At 63.4% G+C, this 25,082-nt stretch carries 24 protein-coding genes and 1 tRNA gene; 12 read left to right on the plus strand and 13 right to left on the minus strand.

The genetic code is table 11. The features are described 5' to 3' along the window. The first annotated feature begins 67 nt into the window (after nucleotides 1-67). Nucleotides 68-1,303 carry a DUF3734 domain-containing protein gene (locus AAHK20_RS00005; RefSeq protein WP_449179360.1) on the plus strand — a complete coding sequence of 412 codons (1,236 nt, stop codon included), beginning with the start codon at nucleotides 68-70 and terminating at the stop codon, nucleotides 1,301-1,303. 144 nt (nucleotides 1,304-1,447) lie between these two features. Here AAHK20_RS00005 and AAHK20_RS00010 read toward each other — a convergent pair whose 3' ends face one another. Continuing rightward, entirely contained in the window at nucleotides 1,448-2,647 is a 1,200-nt protein-coding gene (locus tag AAHK20_RS00010) for an amino acid aminotransferase (RefSeq protein ID WP_449179361.1), read from the minus strand. Between the two features lie 340 nt (nucleotides 2,648-2,987). Here AAHK20_RS00010 and uvrB point away from each other — a divergent pair, with 340 nt between their 5' ends. Further along, entirely contained in the window at nucleotides 2,988-5,081 is a 2,094-nt protein-coding gene (uvrB, locus tag AAHK20_RS00015) for an excinuclease ABC subunit UvrB (RefSeq protein WP_449179362.1), read from the plus strand. 82 nt (nucleotides 5,082-5,163) lie between these two features. Beyond that, entirely contained in the window at nucleotides 5,164-5,574 is a 411-nt protein-coding gene (locus AAHK20_RS00020) for a GlcG/HbpS family heme-binding protein (protein WP_449179363.1), read from the plus strand. Nucleotides 5,575-5,757: 183 nt separating this feature from the next. Here AAHK20_RS00020 and hemP read toward each other — a convergent pair whose 3' ends face one another. The 4 genes from hemP to AAHK20_RS00040 form a co-directional block, all read right to left on the minus strand. Next, a complete protein-coding gene (hemP, locus tag AAHK20_RS00025) occupies nucleotides 5,758-6,012 on the minus strand; it encodes a hemin uptake protein HemP (RefSeq protein WP_449179364.1) in 255 nt (84 codons plus the stop codon). Between the two features lie 127 nt (nucleotides 6,013-6,139). Further along, a complete protein-coding gene (locus AAHK20_RS00030) occupies nucleotides 6,140-6,625 on the minus strand; it encodes an SRPBCC family protein (RefSeq protein WP_449179365.1) in 486 nt (161 codons plus the stop codon). Nucleotides 6,626-6,683: 58 nt separating this feature from the next. Further along, on the minus strand, nucleotides 6,684-7,082 hold the full coding sequence (locus tag AAHK20_RS00035) for an OsmC family protein (protein ID WP_449179367.1): 399 nt from the start codon (nucleotides 7,080-7,082) through the stop codon (nucleotides 6,684-6,686). A 52-nt stretch (nucleotides 7,083-7,134) separates the two neighbouring features. Next, complete coding sequence (locus tag AAHK20_RS00040) at nucleotides 7,135-8,010, minus strand: pirin family protein (protein ID WP_449179369.1); 876 nt, start codon at nucleotides 8,008-8,010, stop codon at nucleotides 7,135-7,137. A 122-nt stretch (nucleotides 8,011-8,132) separates the two neighbouring features. Here AAHK20_RS00040 and AAHK20_RS00045 point away from each other — a divergent pair, with 122 nt between their 5' ends. Next, nucleotides 8,133-9,134, plus strand: a complete 1,002-nt coding sequence (locus tag AAHK20_RS00045) for a LysR substrate-binding domain-containing protein (RefSeq protein WP_449179371.1) — start codon at nucleotides 8,133-8,135, stop codon at nucleotides 9,132-9,134. A gap of 401 nt (nucleotides 9,135-9,535) precedes the next feature. Here the strand turns inward: AAHK20_RS00045 and AAHK20_RS00050 are convergent, their stop codons facing one another. The 8 genes from AAHK20_RS00050 to AAHK20_RS00085 all read right to left on the minus strand — a co-directional run bounded on the left by AAHK20_RS00050 (nucleotide 9,536) and on the right by AAHK20_RS00085 (nucleotide 16,363). Next, nucleotides 9,536-9,955 (minus strand): ExbD/TolR family protein, encoded by a 420-nt coding sequence (locus tag AAHK20_RS00050; RefSeq protein ID WP_449179373.1) that lies wholly within the window; start codon nucleotides 9,953-9,955, stop codon nucleotides 9,536-9,538. A 13-nt stretch (nucleotides 9,956-9,968) separates the two neighbouring features. Next, nucleotides 9,969-10,697: a MotA/TolQ/ExbB proton channel family protein gene (locus AAHK20_RS00055; protein ID WP_449179375.1), complete on the minus strand. Its 729-nt coding sequence runs from the start codon at nucleotides 10,695-10,697 to the stop codon at nucleotides 9,969-9,971. A gap of 25 nt (nucleotides 10,698-10,722) precedes the next feature. Beyond that, nucleotides 10,723-11,493: an energy transducer TonB gene (locus tag AAHK20_RS00060; protein ID WP_449179376.1), complete on the minus strand. Its 771-nt coding sequence runs from the start codon at nucleotides 11,491-11,493 to the stop codon at nucleotides 10,723-10,725. Nucleotides 11,494-11,779: 286 nt separating this feature from the next. Next, nucleotides 11,780-12,016 (minus strand): (2Fe-2S)-binding protein, encoded by a 237-nt coding sequence (locus AAHK20_RS00065; RefSeq protein ID WP_449179378.1) that lies wholly within the window; start codon nucleotides 12,014-12,016, stop codon nucleotides 11,780-11,782. 213 nt (nucleotides 12,017-12,229) lie between these two features. After that, nucleotides 12,230-13,135, minus strand: coding sequence for a glutamate racemase (gene murI / locus AAHK20_RS00070; protein ID WP_449179380.1), 906 nt, complete (start codon nucleotides 13,133-13,135; stop codon nucleotides 12,230-12,232). A 51-nt stretch (nucleotides 13,136-13,186) separates the two neighbouring features. Then, entirely contained in the window at nucleotides 13,187-13,669 is a 483-nt protein-coding gene (bfr, locus tag AAHK20_RS00075) for a bacterioferritin (RefSeq protein ID WP_449179382.1), read from the minus strand. Between the two features lie 169 nt (nucleotides 13,670-13,838). Further along, complete coding sequence (locus tag AAHK20_RS00080; protein ID WP_449179384.1) at nucleotides 13,839-15,362, minus strand: fumarate hydratase; 1,524 nt, start codon at nucleotides 15,360-15,362, stop codon at nucleotides 13,839-13,841. Nucleotides 15,363-15,460: 98 nt separating this feature from the next. After that, on the minus strand, nucleotides 15,461-16,363 hold the full coding sequence (locus AAHK20_RS00085) for a DMT family transporter (RefSeq protein ID WP_449179386.1): 903 nt from the start codon (nucleotides 16,361-16,363) through the stop codon (nucleotides 15,461-15,463). A 424-nt stretch (nucleotides 16,364-16,787) separates the two neighbouring features. On the opposite strand from AAHK20_RS00085, the gene acs reads away from it, so the two are divergent. From acs to AAHK20_RS00125, 8 genes are all read left to right on the plus strand, one after another. Then, nucleotides 16,788-18,770: an acetate--CoA ligase gene (acs, locus tag AAHK20_RS00090; RefSeq protein ID WP_449179388.1), complete on the plus strand. Its 1,983-nt coding sequence runs from the start codon at nucleotides 16,788-16,790 to the stop codon at nucleotides 18,768-18,770. A 145-nt stretch (nucleotides 18,771-18,915) separates the two neighbouring features. After that, a complete protein-coding gene (locus tag AAHK20_RS00095) occupies nucleotides 18,916-19,281 on the plus strand; it encodes a DUF4212 domain-containing protein (protein ID WP_449179389.1) in 366 nt (121 codons plus the stop codon). Then, entirely contained in the window at nucleotides 19,278-21,296 is a 2,019-nt protein-coding gene (locus AAHK20_RS00100) for a sodium:solute symporter family protein (RefSeq protein WP_449179390.1), read from the plus strand. The genes AAHK20_RS00095 and AAHK20_RS00100 overlap by 4 nt, the downstream gene beginning before the upstream one ends. 62 nt (nucleotides 21,297-21,358) lie before the next feature. Continuing rightward, nucleotides 21,359-21,449: transfer RNA gene (locus AAHK20_RS00105), tRNA-Ser, on the plus strand. Nucleotides 21,450-22,046: 597 nt separating this feature from the next. Then, entirely contained in the window at nucleotides 22,047-22,889 is an 843-nt protein-coding gene (locus tag AAHK20_RS00110; RefSeq protein ID WP_449180028.1) for a dioxygenase family protein, read from the plus strand. Between the two features lie 8 nt (nucleotides 22,890-22,897). Further along, nucleotides 22,898-23,653 carry an SDR family NAD(P)-dependent oxidoreductase gene (locus AAHK20_RS00115; protein ID WP_449179392.1) on the plus strand — a complete coding sequence of 252 codons (756 nt, stop codon included), beginning with the start codon at nucleotides 22,898-22,900 and terminating at the stop codon, nucleotides 23,651-23,653. 16 nt (nucleotides 23,654-23,669) lie between these two features. Then, the gene (locus tag AAHK20_RS00120; RefSeq protein ID WP_449179393.1) at nucleotides 23,670-24,548 is read left to right on the plus strand and encodes a beta-keto acid cleavage family enzyme; all 879 of its coding nucleotides are present in this window, start codon (nucleotides 23,670-23,672) and stop codon (nucleotides 24,546-24,548) included. Continuing rightward, nucleotides 24,545-25,078, plus strand: a complete 534-nt coding sequence (locus AAHK20_RS00125; protein WP_449179394.1) for a gamma carbonic anhydrase family protein — start codon at nucleotides 24,545-24,547, stop codon at nucleotides 25,076-25,078. The genes AAHK20_RS00120 and AAHK20_RS00125 overlap by 4 nt, the downstream gene beginning before the upstream one ends. The last annotated feature ends 4 nt before the right edge of the window (nucleotides 25,079-25,082 follow it).

Here is a 25,082-nt window from a genome sequence, read left to right on the forward strand (position 1 = left end):
AGCGCGGCGCTCACCGGCCAGTCGTTCATCGTCAGCCACGGCTGGTTCATGCAATAAGGAGCCCATGATGGCGCAGCGCAAAGTAAAAAACGCGCGCGCCGACGCCCCCGTAGCGGAGGGCGGCGAGCGCGCTCGTGAGCAGGAGACGGATGAAAGCCCCCGCATCGTCGTGCCTGACTACGAGAGCATTGCGCTCGTTCTGCAGGGCGGGGGCGCGCTCGGTGCCTATCAGGCCGGCGTCTATCAGGGCCTCCACGAAGCCGGCATTCTTCCCAATCGGTTTTGCGGCATTTCGATCGGCGCGCTCAATACGGCGATCCTTGCCGGCAATGCGCCGGAGCAACGTGTGGAGAAGCTACTCGAGTTCTGGGAGCTGATCTGCCAGCCGGCGTTTGGGCCGCCAATGCCACCGATGGTCGAGCGGGCGCTGTTCAATTCGAACGATACGATGCGCAAGGCGTTTACGGCGATGCAGGCGTTTGGCGCGCTCGTCGATGGGCAGAAGGGATTCTTCGTGCCGCGCTTCCCGCCGCCCATGCCGACCGGGTTCGGGTCGCCGCTGACGGCGAGCTATTACGACACGACGCCGCTCAAGGCCACCCTCGAACGGTTCTGCGATTTCGATCGGATCAATTCGACCGAGGTGCGTGTCTCGGTGGGGGCCGTCAATGTCGGCACCGGTAATTTCGCTTACTTCGATAACACGCATATCAAGCTGCGGCCGGAGCATTTCATGGCGTCGGGCGCGCTTCCGCCAGGTTTCGCGGCGGTGGAAATCGATGGCGAGTTCTTCTGGGACGGCGGGTTGATGTCGAATACGCCGCTTCGGGAGGTGATTCAGACGACACCGCGACAAGATACGCTCGCGTTTCAAGTCGATTTGTGGAGCGCGCGCGGCCCGGTGCCGGACAACATCACCGACGTGCAAGGCCGCATGAAAGACATCCAGTATTCGAGCCGTACGCGTTTCGTCACAGACATGATGCAGCGCTCGCAGCGTTTTCGGCACGTGCTGCGGGAAGTGCTGACGCGTGTTCCGGAAGAGCACCGAAACGACCCGTGGTGCAAGCTTGCGGAAGAGCTTTCGTGTTCGAAGCGCTACGACGTGATTCACCTCGTCTATCACGACAAGCAGTACGAGGGTAATTACAAGGACTATCAGTTTGGCTTATCGACGATGCACGACCACTGGGAGAGTGGACTGCAGGATATACGCGCGAGTCTCGCGCAGCCCGGCTGGCTGGCGATGCCGGAAAACGACGCGGGTTTCGTGACGCACGATATTCATCGCGATCAGCGTTAGCTCGTTTGCCGCGCCCGCAGTGGCAGAAAGAAAAATGGCGCCCTGAGAAAGGCGCCATTTACGTCTGTCGTGAGTCGCAACCTACAGACTTCAAGTCGGCGAGCGGCGGCGCGAACACCGCGCCGCTACCGCAGCAGCCAAACCTTACTTCAACACTTGCGCGATGGCATTCGCCACCACGTCGATGTTGCGCGTGTTGAGCGCGGCCACACAGATACGGCCGGTGCCGACCGCATAGATGCCGAACTCTTCACGCAGGCGGTCCACCTGCGCGGCGTTCAGACCCGAGTACGAGAACATGCCGCGTTGTGCGTTGACGAAGCTGAAGTCGCGATCCACGCCCGCTGCCTTCAGGCGCTCGACGAGGCCGCCGCGCATCGCGCGGATGCGGTCGCGCATTTCGCCAAGTTCCTGCTCCCACGTCGCGCGCAGTTCCGGCGAGGCGAGCACAGCCGCGACCACCGAGCCGCCATGCGTCGGCGGGTTCGAGTAGTTCGTGCGGATTACGCGCTTGAGTTGCGACAGCACGCGCACGGCTTCGTCCTTGCTGTCGGTGATGATCGACAGTGCGCCGACGCGCTCGCCGTACAGCGAGAACGACTTCGAGAACGACGACGACACGAACACGTTCAGTTCCGATGCCGCGAACAGGCGCACGGCGGCGGCGTCGGCTTCGATGCTGTCGCCGAAGCCTTGGTAGGCGATGTCGAGGAACGGCACCAGTTGGCGCGCTTTCACGACTTCGACGACTTGCTTCCATTGCGTGTCGGTGAGGTCGACGCCCGTCGGGTTGTGGCAGCACGCATGCAGCACGACGATCGTGCCCGCGGCGTAGCTGTTCAGCGCGCTCAGCATGCCGTCGAAATTGACGCCGTTGGTTTGCGCGTCGTAGTACGGGTAGGCGACGACTTCGAAGCCCGCGCTTTCGAACAGCGCACGGTGGTTTTCCCAGCTCGGATCGCTGATCGCGACCTTGGCGTTCGGGTTCACGCGCTTCAGGAAATCCGCGCCGATCTTCAGCGCGCCCGTGCCGCCGAGCGCCTGCGCCGTCACGACGCGGCCGGCTGCGATCAGCGGCGAGTCGTTGCCGAGCAGCAGCTTTTGCACGGCTGCGTCGTAGGCCGCGATCCCTTCGATCGGCAGGTAGCCGCGCGGCAGCGCCGCGTCGACGCGCGCTTTTTCCGCGTCACGAACTGCGCGCAGCAGCGGGATCTTGCCCTCTTCGTTGGTATAGACGCCCACGCCGAGGTTGACTTTGGTGGTGCGGGTATCGGCGTTGAAGGCTTCGTTGAGGCCCAGGATCGGGTCGCGGGGAGCGAGTTCGACAGCGGAGAAGAGAGACATGATGGTTCGGCGGTTGTGAGAAGAAAGAGGCAGGCTCCCGGCCTAACGGGTCCGTCCAAATGCGGTTGGATACTACCCGGACGGGCGGCGCGCGAGCACAACGTGCCATTGTAGCGAATCCGAGCCCAGGATTCGGAAAAGCCAGGCACACAAAATCGCGGACGGTCGTGCGCTTTTGTCTGTGCTTTTATCTGCGATCCACGCCGATCTCGCCCCCGATCTCGCCCTCATTTCGCGGCGACAGGAGGCGCATCGCCCGAGTCGACAGCCCATCAGCCCGCCCAAGCCCGAGGCGCTAGAATAGCCTTTTGCCTGCCCTCGGCGAAGGAACCGCTTCCTCATGTCCGAACACCATCTGTCTCCAGTCGACGACACACTCGACGAATCGAAATTCGTCGAGTTCGAAGGCTCCCCGTTTCATCTGTACCAGCCGTATCCGCCCGCCGGCGATCAGCCCACTGCGATCCAGACGCTCGTCGAAGGCGTCGAGGACGGCCTGTCGTTCCAGACTCTGCTCGGCGTGACGGGCTCCGGCAAGACCTTCACGATGGCGAACACGATCGCGCAACTCGGCCGCCCGGCCATCGTATTCGCGCCGAACAAGACGCTCGCCGCGCAGCTCTATTCGGAGTTTCGCGAGTTCTTCCCGCGCAATGCGGTCGAGTACTTCGTCTCGTACTACGACTACTACCAGCCGGAAGCCTATGTGCCGCAGCGCGACTTGTTCATCGAGAAGGACTCGTCGATCAACGAGCACATCGAGCAGATGCGGCTGTCGGCAACGAAAAGCCTGATGGAGCGGCGCGACGTCGTGATCGTGGCGACGGTGTCGGCGATCTACGGTATCGGCAATCCGTCCGAGTACCACCAGATGATTCTGACGCTGCGCACGGGCGACAAGCTCGGCCAGCGCGACGTCATCGCGCGGCTGATCGCGATGCAGTACAGCCGCAACGAAGCCGAGTTTCAGCGCGGCGCGTTCCGCGTGCGCGGCGACACGATCGACATCTTCCCTGCCGAGCACGCGGAGATGGCGGTGCGCGTCGAGCTGTTCGACGACGAAGTCGACTCGCTGCAGCTGTTCGATCCGCTCACGGGCCGCGTGCGGCAGAAGATTCCGCGCTTCACCGTCTACCCGTCGTCGCACTATGTGACACCGCGCGAAACCGTGATGCGCGCTGTCGAGACGATCAAAACCGAATTGCGCGACCGGCTCGAGTTCTTCCATCAGGACGGCAAGCTCGTCGAGGCGCAGCGGCTCGAGCAGCGCACGCGGTTCGATTTGGAAATGCTGCAGGAGCTGGGTTTCTGCAAGGGCATCGAGAACTACTCGCGGCACTTTTCGGGGGCGGCGCCGGGCGAGCCGCCGCCGACGCTCGTCGACTATCTGCCGCCCGACGCGCTGATGCTGCTCGACGAGTCGCACGTGCTGATCGGCCAGCTGAACGGCATGTACAACGGCGACCGCGCGCGCAAGGAGAATCTCGTCGACTACGGGTTCCGGCTGCCGTCGGCGCTCGACAACCGGCCGCTCAAATTCCCTGAGTTCGAGCGCAAGATGCGCCAGGCGATCTTCGTGTCGGCGACGCCCGCCGACTACGAGCAAAAGACCTCGGGCCAGGTCGCAGAACAGGTCGTGCGGCCGACCGGCCTCGTCGATCCGGAGGTCGAAGTGCGGCCGGCGCGCACGCAGGTCGACGACGTGCTCTCCGAGATCAACGTGCGCGTCGCGGCCGGCGACCGCGTGCTCGTCACCGTGCTCACGAAGCGCATGGCCGAGCAGCTGACCGAGTTTCTTGCCGACCACGGCGTCAAGGTGCGCTACCTGCACAGCGATATCGATACGGTCGAGCGCGTCGAGATCATTCGCGACTTGCGTCTCGGCACGTTCGACGTGCTCGTCGGCATCAACTTGTTGCGCGAGGGGCTCGACATTCCCGAGGTGTCGCTCGTCGCGATTCTCGACGCGGACAAGGAAGGCTTCCTGCGCGCCGAGCGTTCGCTGATCCAGACGATCGGGCGCGCGGCGCGCAACGTCAACGGCAAGGCGCTGCTGTACGCGGACAGGATCACCGATTCGATGCGCCGCGCGATCGACGAAACCGAGCGGCGGCGCGTGAAGCAGATGGCGCACAACGAGAAAATGGGCATCGTGCCGCGTGGCGTCGTGAAGCGGATCAAGGACATCATCGACGGCGTCTATAACGCCGACGAAGTGCGCGCGGAGCTCAAGGAGCAGCAAGCGCGCGCGAAGTTCGAGGATATGTCCGAGAAGCAGATCGCAAAGGAGATCAAGCGGCTCGAGAAGCAGATGATGGAGCACGCGAAGAATCTCGAATTCGAAAAGGCCGCTCAGGTGCGCGACCAACTCGCGCTGTTGCGCGAACGTGTGTTCGGTGCGAATGTCGGCGACCATCTGACCGGCACGGATTGATGGTTGCGATGGTTGCGATGGTTGCGATGGTTACGTCAAGCTTTGCGGCAGCGCGCCGCACTACGAACCAAAGAGGATGCTCGTGAGAACCAAACTCGTACTGACCGACGAAGACGTCAAGAAAATGGCCGCCGCCGCCGAAGCGAATGCGGTCGCGAACCATTGGGCCGTGACCGTTGCGATCTTCGACGATGGGGGGCATCTGCTGTATCTGCACCGCATGGACGGCGCTGCGCCGAGCACGGTCGAAATGGCGATCGGCAAAGGACGCACTTCGGTGCTCGGCCGCCGCGAAAGCAAGGTCTACGAGGAGATCATCAAGCAGGGCCGCACGGCGTTTCTGAGCGCGCCGCTGGTCAGCATGGTGGAGGGCGGGGTGCCGATCGTCGTGGACGGCGAAGTGGTGGGCTCGATCGGCGTGTCGGGCGTGAAGTCGGAGCAGGATGCGGCGGTGGCGCGCGCCGGTATTGCGGCGCTGGGCCTGAGCGAATGAGTGTGCTCAGGCCGCGGTAATTCAGAAGGAAATTAGCAGGAAACCGCGCAAAAAAATGGCATGGCTCGCTTCGACGGCTGCTTGAAGGTGTCTGCACGAAGGGGTCTAGATCTCGCGTGCAAGCCGTCGTGGCTGGCTACTGCCCAACACCTCTCTGGAGGTGGTCCCCACAATACTCGGTGCTTACTTCGTCAGGATCAGCTTGCCCAATCGGGTTGCGCGAAGCTGGTAGGTCTCGCCGTTGTGCGCGATGCTGATGTGGCTGCGTCCTTGCAGCAGCGCATCGCTCTGCAAGACACGTTCGCCGTCATCGTTCGATCTGGCCGTTTTCGTGCGATCGACGCCCGTAGACGTTGCGACGTGCTTCGACCGGCTGCTGGGCGCGGCGCCGCTGTTGCGGCGCAGGGTGAGCGTGGGAGTCCGTGAGAAGTCGTTCATTTGTCGTTGTTGGTTCGTCGATTCGATGGGATTGAGTATAAATGAGAACCATTCCCATTTGCAACCGCAACGTATTCATCGGCGAAAATTTTCGATAGGACGAATCGGAACGGAGGACTGCCGGCGCTCAGTGCAGCGCGCCAGGCTCCTGCGGATTCTGTACTGCGTACTGCCGGATGAGCCGCACGGTGTCGATATCGGCTTCCCGGTAGGCCGACTTCACGATCTCCTGCGTTTGCCGTGCGTCTTCCGTATCGGCCACGGGCAGGGTGGTGCGATATTCGAAGCGCAGGAATAGCTGAAGCTCATCGGGCTGCTCGATGCTCATCGTCAACGAGCCGCCGACGTGCGCCTCGGTCGCGAGAATGTCGTAGCGCACGCTTTCCTGCGGCGTGAGCGTGACGCGATCGCGCACTGTCGCGTGGCCGTAGTGCAGCTCGCGCTCGAGCGTACTGTCGGTGCGCGACAGAATCGTGCAACTGTCGAGGCCGATCACGAACAATTGCGGCTGCTCGGCTCGCAGCACGAGCCCTTCCCAAAGTTGGGCGCGCGTCAGCGTATCGACGAACGGGTTCAGCGGATCGTTAATCTGAATCAGGTGTTCAAAATTCAAGGCTGGAGCTTCCTCTCAAAGCGTAAAGCGCTGCAAGCGTCGGATCATGCGCCCCTAATCAGACCGCGACAAGCCCCGTATTAATCTCGATGGGGTGCGACAGGATCTTGTGAACCGGGCACGCATTGGCGATTTGCAAGAGCCGTTCCCGCTGCTCGTCTGAGAGTTCGCCTTCGAGATGGATGTCGCGGGTGATCGTCGAGCCTTCCGCGCCCGTTTCCATCGACAGTTCGACGCGCACTGCGTCGAGCTGCCAGCCTTTGCGCTTCGCATACATCTTCAGCGTGATCGACGTGCACGTGCCGAGACTCGACAGCAGCAGCGAAACGGGCGTGGGTCCCGTGTCGCCGCCGCCCGCGGATTCGGGCTCGTCGCCGAGCCAGGTGTGGGTGCCGTCTTCGAGGCGGACCTGATAATCGACTGAACCGATGCTGGCGACGACCGTGGTTGCTGACATGCGTGCGCTCCGAAAGCGAGGTGGGGTTCCTGCAGCTAGGTGAATGTGTCGCCTATTGTGCCGCGATTTGCCCCATGCGGCCCGCTTGGTAGTCGACGACGGCCTGACGAATCTCGTCTTCGGTGTTCATCACGAACGGGCCGTAGCGCACGATCGGTTCATTCAGCGGCACGCCGCCGAGCAATAGCACGTCGAGCGGCTCGTCTGCGGCGGCGAAGCTGATGGCGTCGCCGTCGTTGCCGAACACGACCATATTCTGCGCGTCGATCTTGCGCCGCTCGTCGCCATACAACCCGCTGCCCGACAGCGGATAGGCGAACACGCGGTAGTCTCGCGGCACCGGTTGCACGACCGATGCTCCCGGCTGCAGCGTGAAGTGCTGATAGAGAATCGGCGTGTGCGTTTCGACTTTTGCGCTGACGCCGAACGCTTCACCGGCGATCACCTTCACGCGCACCTTGCCGTCGGCCGACGTGGCCGTCGGAATGCCGACCGATGGGATCTCCTGATAGCGCGGCGCGGTCATCTTGTCGCGGCGCGGCAGGTTCACCCACAGCTGCAAGCCGTGCACGCGGCCGCCTGCGCGGACGAACGCCGGGTCGGGCATTTCGCTATGCACGACGCCCGAGCCGGCCGTCATCCATTGAACGTCGCCCGCCCGCAAGGTACCCGAATGCCCCGCCGAATCGCGGTGCGAAGCCTGGCCTTCGAGCAGATAGGTCACGGTTTCGAAGCCGCGGTGCGGATGGTCGGGGGCGCCGATGGCCTCGCCCGGGGCGTAGTCGACCGGGCCCATTTCGTCGAGCAGGAGGAACGGATCGAAGTCCATCAGCATGCGGGTCGGAAACGGCCGATGGACGACGAAGCCGCCGCCCTCGATCGTGCGAACGGATGGGAAAGTACGTTGAATCGTGCGGATCGTAGTCATCAAAGGTCACCTGGAAATACGGGAATAGCGTTATTTTTGAAACGTAAAGCTATTATATGAACCGATTCATGGACTTCTAGACGCCCTTCGGCAATGGATTGTTCTATCAATGGAACGATAAGATGAAACTCGATCAGCACAATCTGAACGACCTGATGTACTTCTCGCAGGTCGTCGAGCACGGCGGTTTCTCGGCGGCCGAGCGCGTGCTCGGTATTTCGAAATCGCGTCTGTCGCGGCGCCTTTCCGAACTGGAGGCGTCGCTCGGCGTGCGGCTTTTGCAGCGCTCGACGCGCAAGCTCGCGCTCACCGAAGCCGGCCAATTGTTCTATCAGCATTGCCGGGCGATGTTGTCCGAGGCGGAGGCCGCCGTGACGGTGGTGCAGCAAATGCGGGCGTCGCCGCGCGGCACGGTGCGCGTGAGTGTGCCTGTGACGGTGTCGCAGACGATCCTGTCGAGCATCCTGCCCGAGTTCATGCATCGCTATCCGGAGGTGCGGGTCGTGGTGCGCGTGACGAATCGCGTGATCGATCTGTACGAGGATTCGGTCGACGTCGCGCTTCGCGTGCGCTCAGATCCGCCGGAAAACGCGAATATCGTCGTGCGGCCGCTATGGCGGACCGAGCAGATGCTGGTGGGCGCGCCGAGCCTCTTGAGCCAGAATTCGCCGCCGCTCGCGCCGGCCGATCTCGAGCGCTTCGAAACGCTCGATACGCCGAGCTCGGACGGACGCCACGCGTTCAATCTGATCGCACCGGACGGCACGCGCCACATTCACGAGCACGAGCCGCGTCTCGTGAGCGCCGATTTGCTGATGATTCGTGAGGCCGTGCTGGCCGGCGTAGGCATCGCCGCATTGCCGGAGATGATGTACGGGGCGGCGCTGCGTTCCGGCCAGTTGTCGCCGGTGATGCCGGGCTGGACTCTGCCGACGCCGCAGCTCTATGCGGTGTTCGTGTCGCGGCAGGGGATGGTGCCGTCGGTGCGCGCCTTTGTCGACTACCTCGTCGAGATGCTCGACGAGGGGAAGCTCGAGGCGACCGAGTGTCCGGAAGGCCGGCAGGCGGACTACCTGCGCAAGCTCAAGGCGGTGAGCGACGCGTCGGAAAAAATCGCGCCGTAACACGTGGTTCCAGCGGGCAAAGACCATGGCTCTCGGTACCGCTGTGTGATGACGCGTGATGGAAATCGGTTTTGCCATTTAAGCGTCATCGGCGATCAGTAGTTTCAATGGGCGTTTTCTTGAATGCGCGCGCTGCGCCGCCTATATTGAAATCCCTTTCGCAGTGGAGATTCCGCTACGGAAAATGATGGCTGCTCTTATAGCAAGCCTGATAGGGCTGAAACGCGCTGTCCGTGACGACCACGGCTGTCGCATACGGTGACTCCACGAGCTACTCCGATGGCAAGTGAGCCCGACGCCCGAAGGCGCTGCGTGCGCAAGACAAAAGGCCCTCATCCGACGATGAGGGCCTTTTACTTTGTACGACGCTGTCTGGGCGGTCGTTTGCGTTATATCGCCGGCTACTTCGTTTTCGGTTCGGTCACGAAGCCGATCTTCGTCAGCCCGCCTGCCTGCGCGGCGGACATCACATCGGCGACGCGCTCGTACGGCACCTTGCGGTCCGCGCGCAAATGCAGCTCCGGCTGTGGATCGGCTTGGGCGGCCTGGGCGATGTCGGCGCGCAGCACGTCGTCGGTGACCGGTTTGTCGTCCCAGAGAACGGTGCCGTCCGCCTGGACCGACACCGTCACGTGCGTGGGCTTGGTGTCCTGCTTCTGACTGCTAGCATGCGGCAAATCGATTTTCACCGCGTGATGAATTGCGGGAATCGTCACCAGGAAGATGATCAGGAGAACCAACATCACGTCGACGAGCGGCGTCATGTTGATCTCGTTCATCAGACCGTCGTCATCGTCTTCGGCGAAAGCGTTCATTGACATCGTCGCCTCGCCCTCAGTTCGTGCGTGCGGCGAGGCGCAGGCCGTCGCGCTTGGCCGATGCCACGTGCGAGCCGGTCACGAAGTACGCGTGCAGACCGTGCGCGAAGCGGCGCAGCTTGCCGACGACGGCCTTGTTGGCGCGGGTCAGCGCGTTGTAGCCGAGCACGGCGGGGATGGCGACGAAGAGGCCGAGCGCGGTCATGATGAGCGACTCGCCGACCGGGCCCGCGACCTGATCGATCGAGGTCTGCCCGGTTGCCCCGATGACGAGGAGGGCGTGATAGATGCCCCACACCGTGCCGAACAGGCCGACAAACGGCGCGACGCTGCCGATCGACGCGAGCACGGCCAGGCCGCCTTGCATGCGGGCGATGCCGTCGTCCATCGTGTCTTTCAGGCAGCGTGAGATCCAGTCCGACACGTCCATTTTGTCGTGCAGATGCGGTTGCGTCTGATGATGGTGATCGGCCGCTTCCTGCCCCGACAACGCGAGCGCGAGAAACGGGTTGGCGTTCGCGTTCGACGACGACGCGCCGAGCTTCTTGATGCCGTCCGAGAAGTCGTCGGAATGCCAGAACGCCTGCTCGGCGTTCTTCGTGAGGCGCTTCAGGCGCACCACGTTCATGCCCTTGATGACGATGACGCACCACGACAAGATCGACATGAAGATCAGCGCGACCGCGATGCCGCGCGTCACGAAATCCCCTTGCACCCAAACGTGCGAAAAACCGTAGTTCTGCATTTCAAGTCCTTTTCTTCTTTTCCAATCAATCGTTAAAGCCGAACGTGAACGGCTGCGTGTAGGCCGCGCGCACCGGCGTGCCGTTTTCGACGTAGGGGCGGCAGGCGCTTGCGCGCATCGCGGCCATGGCCGCTTCGTCGAGGCGAGAGAAGCCGCTGCTCTTTTTCAGTTCGACGTCTTCGATCCTGCCGGTCAATCCGACCACGAACCGCACGTAAGCGGTGCCCGCTTCGCCGCGGCGTTGCGACAGCGCGGGGTAGGCCGGCTTCGAGATGCTGCAGTCGAGGTGGGCGACATCCTTCGGCGCTGCGATCGCAAGCGTTTCGCGGCCGGTTGCCGGCCCGCCGGCCGCGCCGGTTGCCGGACCCGCCGGCGCTTCGGCGGCGGCGGGAGCTGTCGGGGCGGTTGAAGCCGAGGGAGCGGGTTCCGATGGCGCAACTACGTTTGGCGATGGCGCAGCCGCTTGCGGCAACGGTTCAGACTTCGTCTTGGGAATCGGGGCCGGTTTCGGCTCGACCTTCGGCTTGGCGTGCGGCACCGACGGCGCGGGTTTCGGCGCAGGCGCGCTCGACTGCAGCGCGGCGGGCGCTGCGGCAGGAGCAGGGCTTAGCAGTTCAGCGGTAATGGAGTGCGATTCGAGCGGGCGCGCGGGCGGCTCGTTTCGGATCGTCACCAGAAGGGCAATCAGCGCGGCGTGAAGCAGCACCACGACGGTGACCGCCGAGACCACACGGGAATTCATTGTTGTAAGCGCCGCCGACGCTGTGTCGACGGACATGGAAGGCTGAACCTGCATGTTAACTGGGTTGAGCGAGTGCGCGAACGACGCGCGCGCCGAAGCTTGCGTTAGGTCGCGTCATTTGCGAAAGATCAAAAGGGAGATGCCTAAGGTCACCACGAAGCCAAGCAGCAATTCCATCTCAGACTCCTTGAGGAACGAGTGGTCGCTGGCTAGTGTGAGACTGGCTTGCTGACGGGATTAAAGCGACAGGCTGGGCGAAAAGTTAAAGCGTGCCCTGGCCGGAAAAGCGCTGCTGGCGCGTGGCGGCGCCGGCTTGGAGGTTAGTAGCGTACGGAAACGATCAAGCGGCCTTGCGCTCGTAAAACGTGACCGGAATCGCATGCGTGTGATGCTCGGCGCCGCAATGGCTCTGGCAGACGCCGCTTTGGGCCATCACGTCGCGCACGGTTTCCTCGCACTTGCCGCAGCAGGTGGCGACGCCCAGCTCGAACTGAAGTTCGTCGAAGGTATCCATGCCTTCAGCGATGGCGGCGCGGATCTTCCGGTCGGAAACAGACTTGCACACGCAGACGATCATGATTAATGAGTACGATAGCTAACGTTAATGCGAACTATTATCATTATGATTGAGCCGCTTGGCAAGCTGTGAGGCCGGTTTTTTTGTAACAGAGCTGGGTGGCTGGCAGGGTTACTGCAGCAGGTGCGGGCGTGCGGCGACCTGCCGCTTAGCGGTGGTGTGGGATACAACGGGGTCGGAACAATAGATGGGCTGTCGACCGCTGTCGACCAGTCAAGCAGCTCGTGACGCGGTCGCCGCAGTGCGGCGCGATGGCACGTGCACCCGCTCGACCGGCGCTTCAAGACCGAGCAGCGTGCTGGCCAATAGGCGCAGATGCTCGCCGTCGCTGGTCGAGCAGAAGCGGGGCAGCCCAGGCGTTGCGCCGGGTTCGGCCGCGCTCGCCCGCAGTCCGTTCGCGTCGAGCACGCGTTCGAGCTGCCGCGCAATGGCGATGCTCGTATCGATCAGCATGAGACGATCGCCCGCGATGTCGCGGATGACGCGATCGAAGAACGGGTAGTGCGTGCAGCCGAGCACGAGCGTGTCGGCGCCGGCGTCGAGCATCGGGTCCAGATAGCTTTTGAGCAGCGCGCGCACTTCGGCAGAGTCGACGTCGCAGCGCTCGATGGCTTCCACCAGGCCATGCCCGGGCTGGCACAGGAACCGGCAATCGCCGGCATAGCGTTCTTGCAGCGCCTGGAAGCGAGCGCTCCTCAACGTGACCTGCGTGGCGAGCACGCCGGCCACGCGTGTTTTCGATAGCAGCGCCGCAGGCTTGATGCCGGGCTCCACGCCGATCAGCGGAATCGCGAGCCGCTCGCGCACGAGCGAGATGGCTTGCGCGGTGGCCGTATTGCATGCCACCACGAGCGCCTTCGCGCCCTGCGAGATCAGCCATTCGCCGATGGCGAGCGTGCGGTCGGCGATGAAGTCGTCGTCTTTCTCGCCGTATGGCGCGTAGGCCGAATCGGCGACGTAGATGAGCGCTTCATCGGGCAGTTGCGCACGCACTGCGCGCAGCACGGACAGGCCGCCGAGGCCTGAATCAAAGATGCCGACAGGCGCGCTCGACTGGCCGAAAGCGTCTGTCGAATCTCGGGCGGACCCGCTGGCGGGCGCGTCGTGCGGTGCGGTCATAGGAGCGTGCGGCTGGAACAAACACGAAGCGCGCATGTTACCAGCTTGGACTTACGACTCGTCCGCACCACCCATGGCGGACTGCTGGTAGTTCTGGATGCCGACCTTGTCGATGAGATCGAGCTGGGTTTCGAGCCAGTCGATGTGCTCTTCGGTGTCGTCGAGAATCTTCACGAAGATCTCACGCGAAATGAAATCGCGAACCGATTCGCAATACACGATCGCTTCCTTGCACGTGCCCTGAGAAATCTGCTCGAGCTTCAGATCGCACTCGAGGATTTCCTTCGTCTCTTCGCCGATCAGGAGCTTGTGCAGGTCTTGCAGATTCGGCAGGCCGTCGAGCATGAAAATGCGTTCGATGAGCCAGTCGGCGTGCTTCATCTCGCCGATGGATTCGTCGTACTCATGCTTGCCGAGCTTCTCGAGCCCCCAGTGCTTGTACATCCGCGCGTGCAGGAAGTACTGGTTGATGGCCGTCAACTCGTTCTTCAACTGGGCGTTCAGATATTCGATGACCTTTTTATCGCCTTGCATAGCTGTTCCTTATTGGGGGGTGACGTCGACTCACAACGATAAACGCTGCGGATTGAAAAGCCAAGATCGCAGTCTTTCGTTGACCGAAAGGGCGGCGTCTCGTGGCCGTGGGCCAGACAAAGAAAAAGCCGGGCACGAGGCCCGGCTCTCGCTTAAAAACCTGCGTAAATCAGGCCGCTGCGACCGGAATCTTGCCGATCTTCGCTTGCCATTCCTTCGGTCCGGTCTGGTGCACGGAGGTGCCGTTGGAATCTACAGCAACTGTTACAGGCATATCGACGACGTCGAATTCGTAGATCGCTTCCATGCCGAGATCTTCGAACGCGAGCACCTTCGCTTCGCGGATCGCCTTCGATACCAGGTACGCCGCGCCGCCCACCGCCATCAAGTAAGCCGCCTTGTGCTTCTTGATCGCCTCGATCGCGACCGGGCCGCGCTCGGCCTTGCCGATCATCGAAATGAGACCCGTTTGCGCGAGCATCGTCTCGGTGAACTTGTCCATGCGCGTCGCGGTGGTGGGACCGGCCGGGCCGACCGCTTCGTCGCGCACCGGATCGACCGGGCCGACGTAATAGATCACGCGGTTCGTGAAATCGACCGGCAGCTTTTCGCCCTTGGCGAGCATGTCTGCGATGCGCTTGTGCGCGGCGTCGCGGCCCGTGAGCATCTTGCCCGAGAGCAAGAGCGTCTGGCCCGGCTTCCAGCTCGCGACTTCTTCCGGCGTGAGCGTGTTCAGATCGACGCGCTGGCTCGTTTCCGTGTTCGGCTGCCACGTAACCTTCGGCCACGCGTCGAGCGGCGGCGCTTCGAGCTTGGCGGCGCCCGTGCCGTCGAGCGTGAAGTGCGCGTGGCGCGTCGCCGCGCAGTTCGGGATGATCGCGATCGGCTTGGAAGCCGCGTGCGTCGGCGCGGCCATGATCTTCACGTCGAGCACCGTCGACAGACCGCCCAGGCCTTGCGCGCCGATCCCGAGCGCGTTGACCTTCTCGTGCAGCTCGACACGCAGTTCTTCGATCCAGTCTTGCGGGCCGCGCGCGATGATCTCTTGAATGTCGATCGGGTCCATCAGCGATTCCTTCGCCATGACCATCGCCTTCTCGGCCGTGCCGCCGATGCCGATGCCGAGCATGCCCGGCGGACACCAGCCCGCGCCCATCGTCGGCACGGTCTTGAGCACCCAGTCGACGATCGAATCGGACGGGTTCAGCATCGCGAACTTCGACTTGTTCTCCGAGCCGCCGCCCTTGGCCGCGACCTGCACGTCGACCTTGTCGCCCGGCACGATCTCGTAGTGGATGACGGCCGGCGTGTTGTCTTTCGTGTTCTTGCGCGCGCCTTCGGGCGGGCTCACGATCGAGGCGCGCAGCACGTTGTCCGGGTTCAGATAACCGCGGCGCACGCCTTCGTTGATCATGTCGGTGACGCTCATCGTCGCGCCGTCCCAACGCACGTCCATGCCGACCTTCACGAACACCGTGACGATGCCGGTGTCCTGGCAGATCGGCCGATGGCCTTCGGCGCACATGCGGCTGTTGGTGAGGATCTGCGCGATGGCGTCCTTCGCGGCCGCGCTCTCTTCGAGCTCATACGCGCGGCCAAGCGCCTGGATGTAGTCGAGCGGGTGGTAGTAGCTGATGTACTGGAGCGAATCGGCGATGCTCTGGATCAGGTCTTCCTGTTTGATGACGGTCATGGCTTGGGCTCTGTGGGGACGAGGTGCTTTGTAGTGTGCTGGAAGGCGAAAAAAAGCGCGTTATTGTAACGCGCGAAGCATTTTTTCCGCTTTGCCGCTCACGGCGCGGCGGGCGCCGCGCGCTTGACCTTGAGGCTCGCGAGCGCGATGCCCGCGACGACGCAGGCGAGCGCGATGCCGTGCGCGAGCGTCGGACGCTCGCCGAGGAACACCATGCCGTAGACGGCCGCCGCGATGGGCAGCACGGCGCTGAACACGCCGGCAAGGCTGCCCGGCACGTGGCGAATACCCTTCATCCACAGCCAGAACGAGAAGATGCTGGCCGACAGTCCGTACCAGACCACGAGCGCCCAGACGTTGCCCGGCACGCTCGAATAGTCGAACGAGACGAGTGCGCCGATGCCGAGCGGCAGCATCAGCAGCAAGCCGAACAAGTGGGTGTAAGCGCAGATGTCGATGGGCGCGAGCGTTTGCGTGAGGCGCCGCGAGAGGATCACATAGAACGATTCGCAGCAGACGGCGCCAAGCACCATCAGGTTGCCGGTCAGCGAGCTTTCGCCTGATACCGCGCCTTGCGCCGAGCCGCCGTGCGCGAAGTTGATGACGACGACGCCCGTCATCGCGAGCGCGATCGAAATCAGCGCACGTCCGTTCGGTTTCTCGCCGAGAAAGAACCAGGAGAAGAGCGCGACCACGGCAGGAATCGTGCTCGTGATGACGCCCGCCGCCACCGCGCTCGTGCGTTGCACGCCGTTCAACATCAGGAGCGTGAACATGAAGGTGCCGAAGAACGCCTGCAGAAACAGATTCAGCCATTCGCCGCGCTTCACGCTTTTCATCTTGACGGGGCGAAAGAGCGGCCACAGCACGGCGATCGCCACCACGAAGCGCAGCAGGGCGAGGACGGAAACGGGAACGAAAGTGACAATCGATTTGCCGACGCCGACGTTGCTGCCGACGAGCAGCATCGCGGCAATGAGGAGTAAAGCGTAGCGGTTCAAGCTGGAATCCAAACGGGGAGTTCAGTTAGCATTGAGCATTGTAGGTTGTCGCTTAATACGGCGTAAAGGCGGCTGCAAGGTGCTGGCGCGACGATGGGCGTTCGGAGCAACCGCTTGGTGCGGCAGCGGTCGAATACGTAAATACGTATGACGTAGACCGATAAAGCGCGCTTTTGCGTGTCGTAAGTGCGCGGTAAGTTGATGTGGTTATCGTCACAGTTGAGTGCGCTGCCCGCGCTACATTCGGATGCTGCAATGCCGTATCCGCAGTCTCAGGCGCGGCACGTCGACGGCGCGTACCACGGCAAGCGGTACGCGTGAGGGTTTGGGGACAAGCGCAGCACCAAAGCTGCGTTCCATATACAAGGCGCGCCCAAGCGCGCCGGATACCGGATTCACTTTCACCTTCATGAAGGGGTTGTCGATGTCTACGATTGAATCGGTTCTTCACGAAAGCCGCGTTTTTCCGCCATCCGCGGACGTGGTGGCCAATGCGGCAATTTCCGGCATGGACGCCTACCGGGCGCTCGTCGCGGAAGCGGAACGCGATTACGAGGGCTTCTGGGCCAAGCTCGCACGCGAAACGCTCGCGTGGCACAAGCCGTTCACGAAGGTGCTCGATGAATCGAATGCGCCGTTCTACACGTGGTTCGAAGATGGCGAGCTGAACGCGTCGTACAACAGCCTCGATCGCCATGTCGAAGCGGGCAAGGGCGATACCGTCGCGATCATCTTCGAAGCCGACGACGGCACCGTCACGCGCGTCACCTATCAAGACCTGCTGCAGCGCGTGAGCCGCTTCGCGAATGCGCTCAAGAAGCGCGGCGTGAAGAAGGGCGACCGTGTCGTGATCTATATGCCGATGTCGATCGAAGGCGTCGTCGCGATGCAGGCGTGCGCGCGCATCGGTGCGCCGCACTCGGTGGTGTTCGGCGGCTTCTCGTCGAAGTCGCTCAACGAGCGGCTCGTCGACGTCGGCGCGGTCGCGTTGATCACCTCGGACGAGCAGATGCGCGGCGGCAAGGCGCTGCCGCTCAAGAACATCGCCGACGAGGCGCTCGCGATGGGCGGCTGCGAGGCGGTCAAGAGCGTGATCGTCTACCGGCGCACGGGCGGCAAGGTGGCCTGGAGCGAAGGCCGCGACTTGTGGATGCACGAACTCGTCGCCAACGAATCCGACACCTGCGCGCCCGAATGGGTCAGCGCCGAGCATCCGCTGTTCGTGCTTTACACGTCGGGCTCCACGGGCCGGCCGAAGGGCGTGCAGCACAGCACTGGCGGCTACGTGCTGTGGGCCGCGCAGACGCTCAAGTGGACCTTCGACTGGAAGCCCTCCGATATCTTCTGGTGCACCGCCGACATCGGCTGGATCACCGGACACACCTACATCGCCTACGGGCCGCTCGCGCTGGGAGCCACGCAGGTGATGTTCGAAGGCGTGCCGACCTACCCGGACGGCGGCCGCTTCTGGAACATGATCGAGAAGCACAAGGTCACGCTGTTCTACACGGCGCCGACCGCGATCCGCTCGCTGATCAAGATCGCCGAGGCTGACGCGAAGGTGCATCCGAAGAGCTACGACTTGTCGAGCCTGCGCGTGCTTGGCACGGTCGGCGAGCCGATCAACCCGGAAGCGTGGATGTGGTACTACGAGAACGTCGGCGGCGCGCGCTGCCCGATCGTCGATACCTGGTGGCAGACCGAAACCGGCGGCCACATGATCACGCCGCTGCCGGGCGCGACGCCGCTCGTGCCGGGCTCGTGCACGCTGCCGCTGCCGGGCATCACGGCTGCGATCGTCGACGAGACCGGGCAGGACGTGCCGAACGGGCAGGGCGGGATTCTGGTGGTGAAGCGTCCGTGGCCGTCGATGATCCGCACGATCTGGGGCGACCCCGAGCGCTTCAAGAAGAGCTACTACCCCGAGGAGCTCGGCGGCAAGCTGTACCTCGCCGGCGACGGCAGCGTGTGCGACAAGGTCACCGGAAACTTCACGATCATGGGCCGCATTGATGATGTGCTCAACGTGTCGGGCCACCGGCTTGGGACGATGGAGATCGAGTCGGCGCTGGTGTCGAATCCTTTGGTTGCCGAAGCGGCCGTCGTGGGACGTCCGGACGATACGACCGGCGAAGCCGTGGTTGCGTTCGTCGTCTTGAAGAGTGCGCGTCCGATGGGCGACGAGGCCGCGAAGCTCGCGAACGAACTGCGCGCGTGGGTCGGCAAGGAGATCGGGCCGATCGCGAAGCCGAAGGACATCCGCTTCGGCGACAACCTGCCCAAGACGCGCTCCGGCAAGATCATGCGCCGTCTCTTGCGCTCGCTCGCAAAGGGCGAGGCGATCACGCAGGATGTGTCGACGCTCGAGAATCCCGCGATTCTCGATCAGCTCGGCGAGGCGCTTTAAGCGGGCGGCGAGCGTCGGCGGCTGCGGTGCCGGGCTTCATAGCCTGGCGCATTGAGTCGTTGCAGGAAGTCGCCAAGTCGCGAAGTAGAGGCACGGCGCGGACAATCCCGATTGTCCGCGCCGTGCCTTTTTGATACATAGGCGCATGGCCGCGCCCCACACACCACACGCTCTCCCGCTGAACCCTCCACCCGAACCGCCGCCGGTCACGGAGGCGATGGCGCGCGCCCATCGGCGCTATTGGCGCTTCAATGTCGCGCTGATCGCCGTGCTGATGTCGATCGGCTTCTTCGTGTCGTTCGTCGTGCCGGCGCTGGCGCGACCGCTATCGGCCGTGCGGATCGCCGGTTTTCGACTGCCGTTCTATCTCGGCGCGCAGGGCGCGATCGTGATCTACCTCGTGCTGATCGCCGTCTATATCGTGCTGATGCAGCGCGCGGACCGCACGCTGCGGCGCGCCTTCGATGCGGACGCGGCCAACGCCGACAGCGCGACGGAAGCCGTTCGATGACGCTCACGCACCGGCTGATTCGCGCCTACGCGCTCTACACGCTCGGCTTCTTCGCGTTCATCTATGTGCTGTGGCGGATCGAGCGCACGACCGGCGCGGGCGTATGGGTCGGCTACGTGTTCCTGTTCGTGCCGATCGCGGTGTACGCGGTAATCGGGCTCTTGTCGCGCACGTCCGATCTCGTCGAATACTACGTGGCCGGGCGGCGTGTGCCGTCGGCGTTCAACGGGATGGCGACGGCGGCCGACTGGCTCTCGGCGGCATCGTTCATCGGCCTTGCCGGGTCGCTCTACGCGACCGGCTACGACGGTCTCGCGTACCTGATGGGCTGGACCGGCGGCTACTGCCTCACGGCTTTCCTGCTCGCGCCATATGTGCGCAAGCTCGCTCGCTATACGATTCCCGATTTTCTCGGCACGCGTTTTTCGAGCAACACGGTGCGCGCGCTTGCCGCGCTCGCCGCGATCCTCTGCTCGTTCGTCTATCTCGTCGCGCAGATCCAGGGGATCGGGCTGATCGCGACGCGCTTTATCGGCGTCGACTTTGCGATCGGTATTTCGTGCGGGTTGGCCGGGATACTCGTCTGTTCGTTCCTCGGCGGAATGCGCGCAGTGACGTGGACCCAGGTCGCGCAATACATCATCTTGATCAGCGCGTTTCTGATTCCGGTGTCGATGATCGCGCACAAGGACGGCCTCGGCTGGGTGCCGCAGTTGAGCTACGGCCGCTTGATGGAGAAGCTCGAAACGCTCGAGCACGACGTGCGCGTCGCGCCGAAAGAAGAGAGCGTGCGTGCGTGGTACCGGCAGCGCGCGACGCAGATCGATGCGCGGATCGCGGCGCTGCCTGCGTCGTATGACGACGAGAAAGGGCGGCTCGCCCACGAGATCACCGAACTGCGGCGGCACAACGGTCCGTTACGCGAGATCGACCAACGCGAGCGCGAGCTTTCCGAGTTTCCGCACGACGCCGCGGCGGCGCGCATCGTCTGGACACAGGAGCGCGACGAAATGCTTGCGCTTGCAACCGATCCGGTGCCGATGCACGAGGCGTTTCCCGCCCCGAGCGAGGACGAGCGGCGCATCCATGAACGCAATTTCCTGTCGCTCTTGCTGTGCTTGTCGCTTGGCACCGCGAGCCTGCCGCATATCCTGACGCGCTATAACACGACGACGTCGGTGAGCGCGGCGCGGCGTTCCGTCGGGTGGACGCTTTTCTTTGTCGCGCTGTTCTATGTGACCGTGCCGGTGCTTGCGGTGTTGATCAAGTACGAGATCCTGACGAACCTGGTCGGCCATTCGTTTGCCGACTGGCCGCAATGGGTGACGCAGTGGCATCGCGTCGAGCCGTCGCTGATCGGCGTCGCCGATACCAATCGCGACGGCATCATCCGCTGGTCCGAGATCCGGATGCAGCCCGACATGGTGGTGCTCGCCGCGCCGGAGATCGCCGGGCTGCCGTATGTGATGTCCGGGTTGATCGCGGCGGGGGCGCTGGCCGCCGCGCTTTCCACGGCCGATGGTCTGCTGCTGACGATCGCCAACGCGCTCTCTCACGATGTGTATTACCACATGGTCGATCCGTCGGCGTCGAGCCAGCGGCGCGTGACGATATCGAAGATCCTGCTGCTGGGCGTGGCGTTGTTCGCGTCGTATGTGGCGTCGCTCAATACGGGGAATATTCTGTTTCTCGTGGGGGCGGCGTTTTCGCTGGCGGCGTCGAGTTTGTTTCCGGTGCTGGTGCTGGGCGTGTTCTGGAAACGCACGACGAAGCTCGGCGCAGTGGCGGGCATGGTCGCGGGGCTCGTGGTGTGCGTCTATTACATCGTGTCGACGTACCCGTATTTCGCGCAGTTGACGGGCTTCGCCGGGCAGCGCTGGTTCGGCATCGAGCCGATCAGCTCGGGCGTGTTCGGCGTGCCGGCGGGGTTCGCGGTGACGATCGTCGTGAGCCTGCTGGATCGCAAGCCGGATGCTTATACGTCGGCGCTCGTGGACTACATTCGGCACCCGTGACAGGGGAGGAGTGGGAGGTGGGTGGCACAGGGCCCGAAGTTTGCTATAATGCGCGTCCCGCCGGAGAGATGGATGAGTGGTTTAAGTCGCACGCCTGGAAAGCGTGTATAGGTTAATCGCCTATCGGGGGTTCGAATCCCCCTCTCTCCGCCAGAAATATCAGCAAAGCCCTGTAAGTTCGACGACTTGCAGGGCTTTTGTGTTTTTGGCCGTCAGATCGCTTATCGGGCGAATTCAGCGACGTCGCGTGAGGCAGTAAGCGAGTGTGCTGAGTGCGAGTGGTGGTGAATGTTTGCGCCTATCTCGGCACGCGCAGCACGTTATCGCTTCTCCTCGTCCGGCTTTGCCTTCTCACTCGTCCCGCTGTCACGCGTCGCGTTATGAATCGCGTTCTTAGTCGCGTGGTACCCAAGCTCGGTGGTATTCGCCACCCAGTGCCCCGTTTTCTTCGCCCCGCAGGCCGTCGCATGCGCTGCATCACGCGCACCGTGCCCGACCTTCGTGCCGGCTTCCTTCACGTCTTCCTTGACTGCGATCGATTATGCAAACGATTGCTTATCCTGGCTCTTGAGTTGCACCGCACGCTACACCGCGACTAGGGTTAACGCCCAATTTCCCGGCACGTAATGACGCGTATATTCAGTTCCGTTATGCAAACGGTTGCATAGGAGCTGAATCGTGTCCCACTTAACCATTCCGAAAGGCGTTATCGACGACGTGGAGTCCGTCACCGAGGTCGTCAAAGCCGCCATGTCCGGCACGCAGGATTCGAGGCTGAAGGAAATCGTCGACGCGCTCGTCGATCACGGCCATGCGTTCCTGAAACAGGTGCGCTTGACGGACGAAGAGTTCGAAAAGGGCCTGGCATTCCTGAAAGACGTCGGGCAGGCATGTCACGAAAAGCACAATGAAATGGTCCTGCTCGCCGATGCGCTGGGCTTCTCGACGCTGGTGGCGTTGCTGAACAACTCGGACGCGAGCGAGCGGACTCCGGGCACGCTACTCGGGCCGTTCTACCGCGGTCGCTCGCCGGCCTACAAGAACGGCCAGTGCATCGCGTGCGAAGAGTCGCCCGGTTCGCCGCTGTTCGTTCGCGGACGTGTGCTCGACAAGCAAGGCCGCGCGGTCCCCAACGCGAAGGTCGACGTGTGGCAAGCATCGCCGGTCGGCTTGTACGAGAACCAGGATGCCAGTCAGCCCGACATGAACCTGCGGGGTCATTTCCATACGGACGCAAGCGGCGCGTTCCGTTTTAGGAGCGTCCGCCCCGCAGGCTATCCGGTGCCGACCGACGGCCCCGTCGGCACGTTGCTCGCGCTGCAGCAACGTCACCCATACCGGCCGGCGCACCTGCATTTCGCGATCTTCGCCGAGGGCTACGCGACGCTCGTGTCCCAGGTGTTTGCAGACGATTCGGAGCACCTCGAATCGGATGTCGTATTCGGTGTGAACCGGCGTCTTGTCGGTGTGTTCGAGCGTCATGAGAACGGTTCGGGGCCGCACGCGGAAGTCGGTGGGGCGTACTACACCCTCGATTTCGACTTCATCCTGGCCGAGGGGACGCCGACGTACCCCACGCCGCCCATTCAGTAGAGAGGAGCATGCCCGTGTCCAGCACGCTGCAAGGAAAGGTAGCCGTCATTCTCGGCGGCACAGGAGGGATCGGCGCCGCAACCGCGAAAGGTCTGGCCGTTGCGGGCGCGCGCGTGGTGATCGTCGGCCAGCGCGACGAGACGAAAGCGCGGCAGATAGCGGATACCTTGCCTGGTTCGGGGCACGGCTCGGCAGTCGCGTCGATCACGGACAGCAGCAGCCTGAACGCGCTCGCTGCGCAGGTCCGCGCGCAATACGGACGCGCTGACATGCTCGTGAACGCGTCGGGTTTCACTCAGGCTGTCAAGCACGCCGATCTGGATGCGCTGACCGACGAGCTGATCGACGAGATCATGAAGGTCAACTGGCGCGGCCAGTTCGCCGCCATCCGCGCGTTTCGCGCGCTGCTGGACGAGTCGGGAGATGGCCTCGTCGTCAACGTGTCGTCTATCGCGGGCTCTACCGGCTCGGGCAGCAACATCGCGTACTGCGCGGCCAAGGCGGGACTGGACGTGATGACGGCCTCGCTCGGCCGCGCGCTCGCGCCGCGCATCCGTGTGTTGAACGTGTCGCCGGGCGTCGTCGACACGGCATTCGTGCCGGGGCGCAGTGCCGATTTCAACGACAAGGCGGCAGCAACGACGCCGCTCGGCCGAATCGGAACACCTGACGACGTGGCGGCCGCGATCGAAGCGTGCGCCACGCACCTGACGTTCAGCACCGGCGTGACGATCGTCGTCGACGGCGGCCGACGCTTGAACTGATTCCCCGGAGGCCTGCATGCATTCCCGCAAGACCATCATTACCTGTGCGGTGACGGGCAACCTTACGCGCCCCGAGCAGCATCCCGGCTTGCCGATCACGCCCGAGCAGATCGCGACCGCGTCGCTCGAAGCCGCGCAGGCGGGCGCCGCGGCTGTCCACATTCACGTGCGCGACCCGGCGACAGGCCGGCCTTCGATGGGCGTTGCTTTGTACCGCGAAGTTATCGAACGGATCCGCGCCGTCGACGACGCGCTGATCATCAATCTCACCACGGGCCCCGGCGGGCGTTTCATACCGAGCGACAACGATCCGAAAATCGCGGCGCCGGGCACCACGCTCTTGCCGCCCGAAAAGCGCGTCGAACACATTCTCGAGCTCAGGCCGGACATCTGCAGCCTGGATCTGAACACGATGAATTCCGGGGGCGATGTCGTCATCAATACGCCGAAGAATGTGACGCGCATGGCGAACATCATTCGCGAGGCGGGCGTCAAGCCGGAGCTCGAGATCTTCGATTCCGGCGACTTGCACCTCGCGCGTGATCTGATCCAAGCGGGCGTGCTCGACGGACCCGGCCTCTGGACGATCGTGATGGGCGTCAAGTACGGATTCGCGGCCACGCCGGAGACCCTGCTTTATGCGCGCGACCTGCTGCCTGCGAGCGCGGTCTGGTCGGCGTTCGGCATCGGCCGCTTCGAGTTTCCGATCGTCGCGCAGGCGTGGCTCGCGGGCGGTCACGTCCGGGTCGGCCTGGAAGACAACATCTATATCGAGAAGGGCGTGCTTGCCGAAAGCAATGCCGCGCTCGTCGCGCGTGCGCGCGAGATCGTGGGCCTGCTCGGCGGCGAGGTGGCCAGCTGCCGCGAAGCGCGCGGCATGCTGGGACTGTCATGAAGGAGGGCGTACTCGAAACTCGCACGCCGGTCGTTGATCCGAGCGCGTATGTCGCGCGCGGCGCGGTGCTGGTCGGCGACGTGACGATCGGCCGCTCGGCATCGGTCTGGTTCAATTGCGTGCTGCGCGGCGACGTGCAACGCATCGTGGTCGGCTGCCGGACGAATATTCAGGACGGTACGGTGATTCACGGTTCGACCGGCGGCTCGCCGGTGATCATCGGGGATGACGTCACGGTGGGGCATGGCGCGATCCTGCATGCGTGCACCGTGGAGGATGCCGGCTTCGTGGGTTTCGGCGCGCGGGTGCTCGACGGCGCCGTGATCCGGTCTGGCGGCATGCTCGCCGCCGGCGCCGTACTGACATCCCGCAAAGTCGTCGGCGCCGGCGAGCTGTGGGCCGGCAATCCGGCGAGGCTACTGCGCACGCTGGCTCACGAAGAACGCGAGGGACTGTTGACGTCCGCCGCCAGATACGTGGCGTTAGCTGAACGTTACAAGGCAGCGAAGCCTGCCTACGTCGTCGTTTAGGAGA

Source organism: Trinickia camelliae (assembly GCF_053525655.1).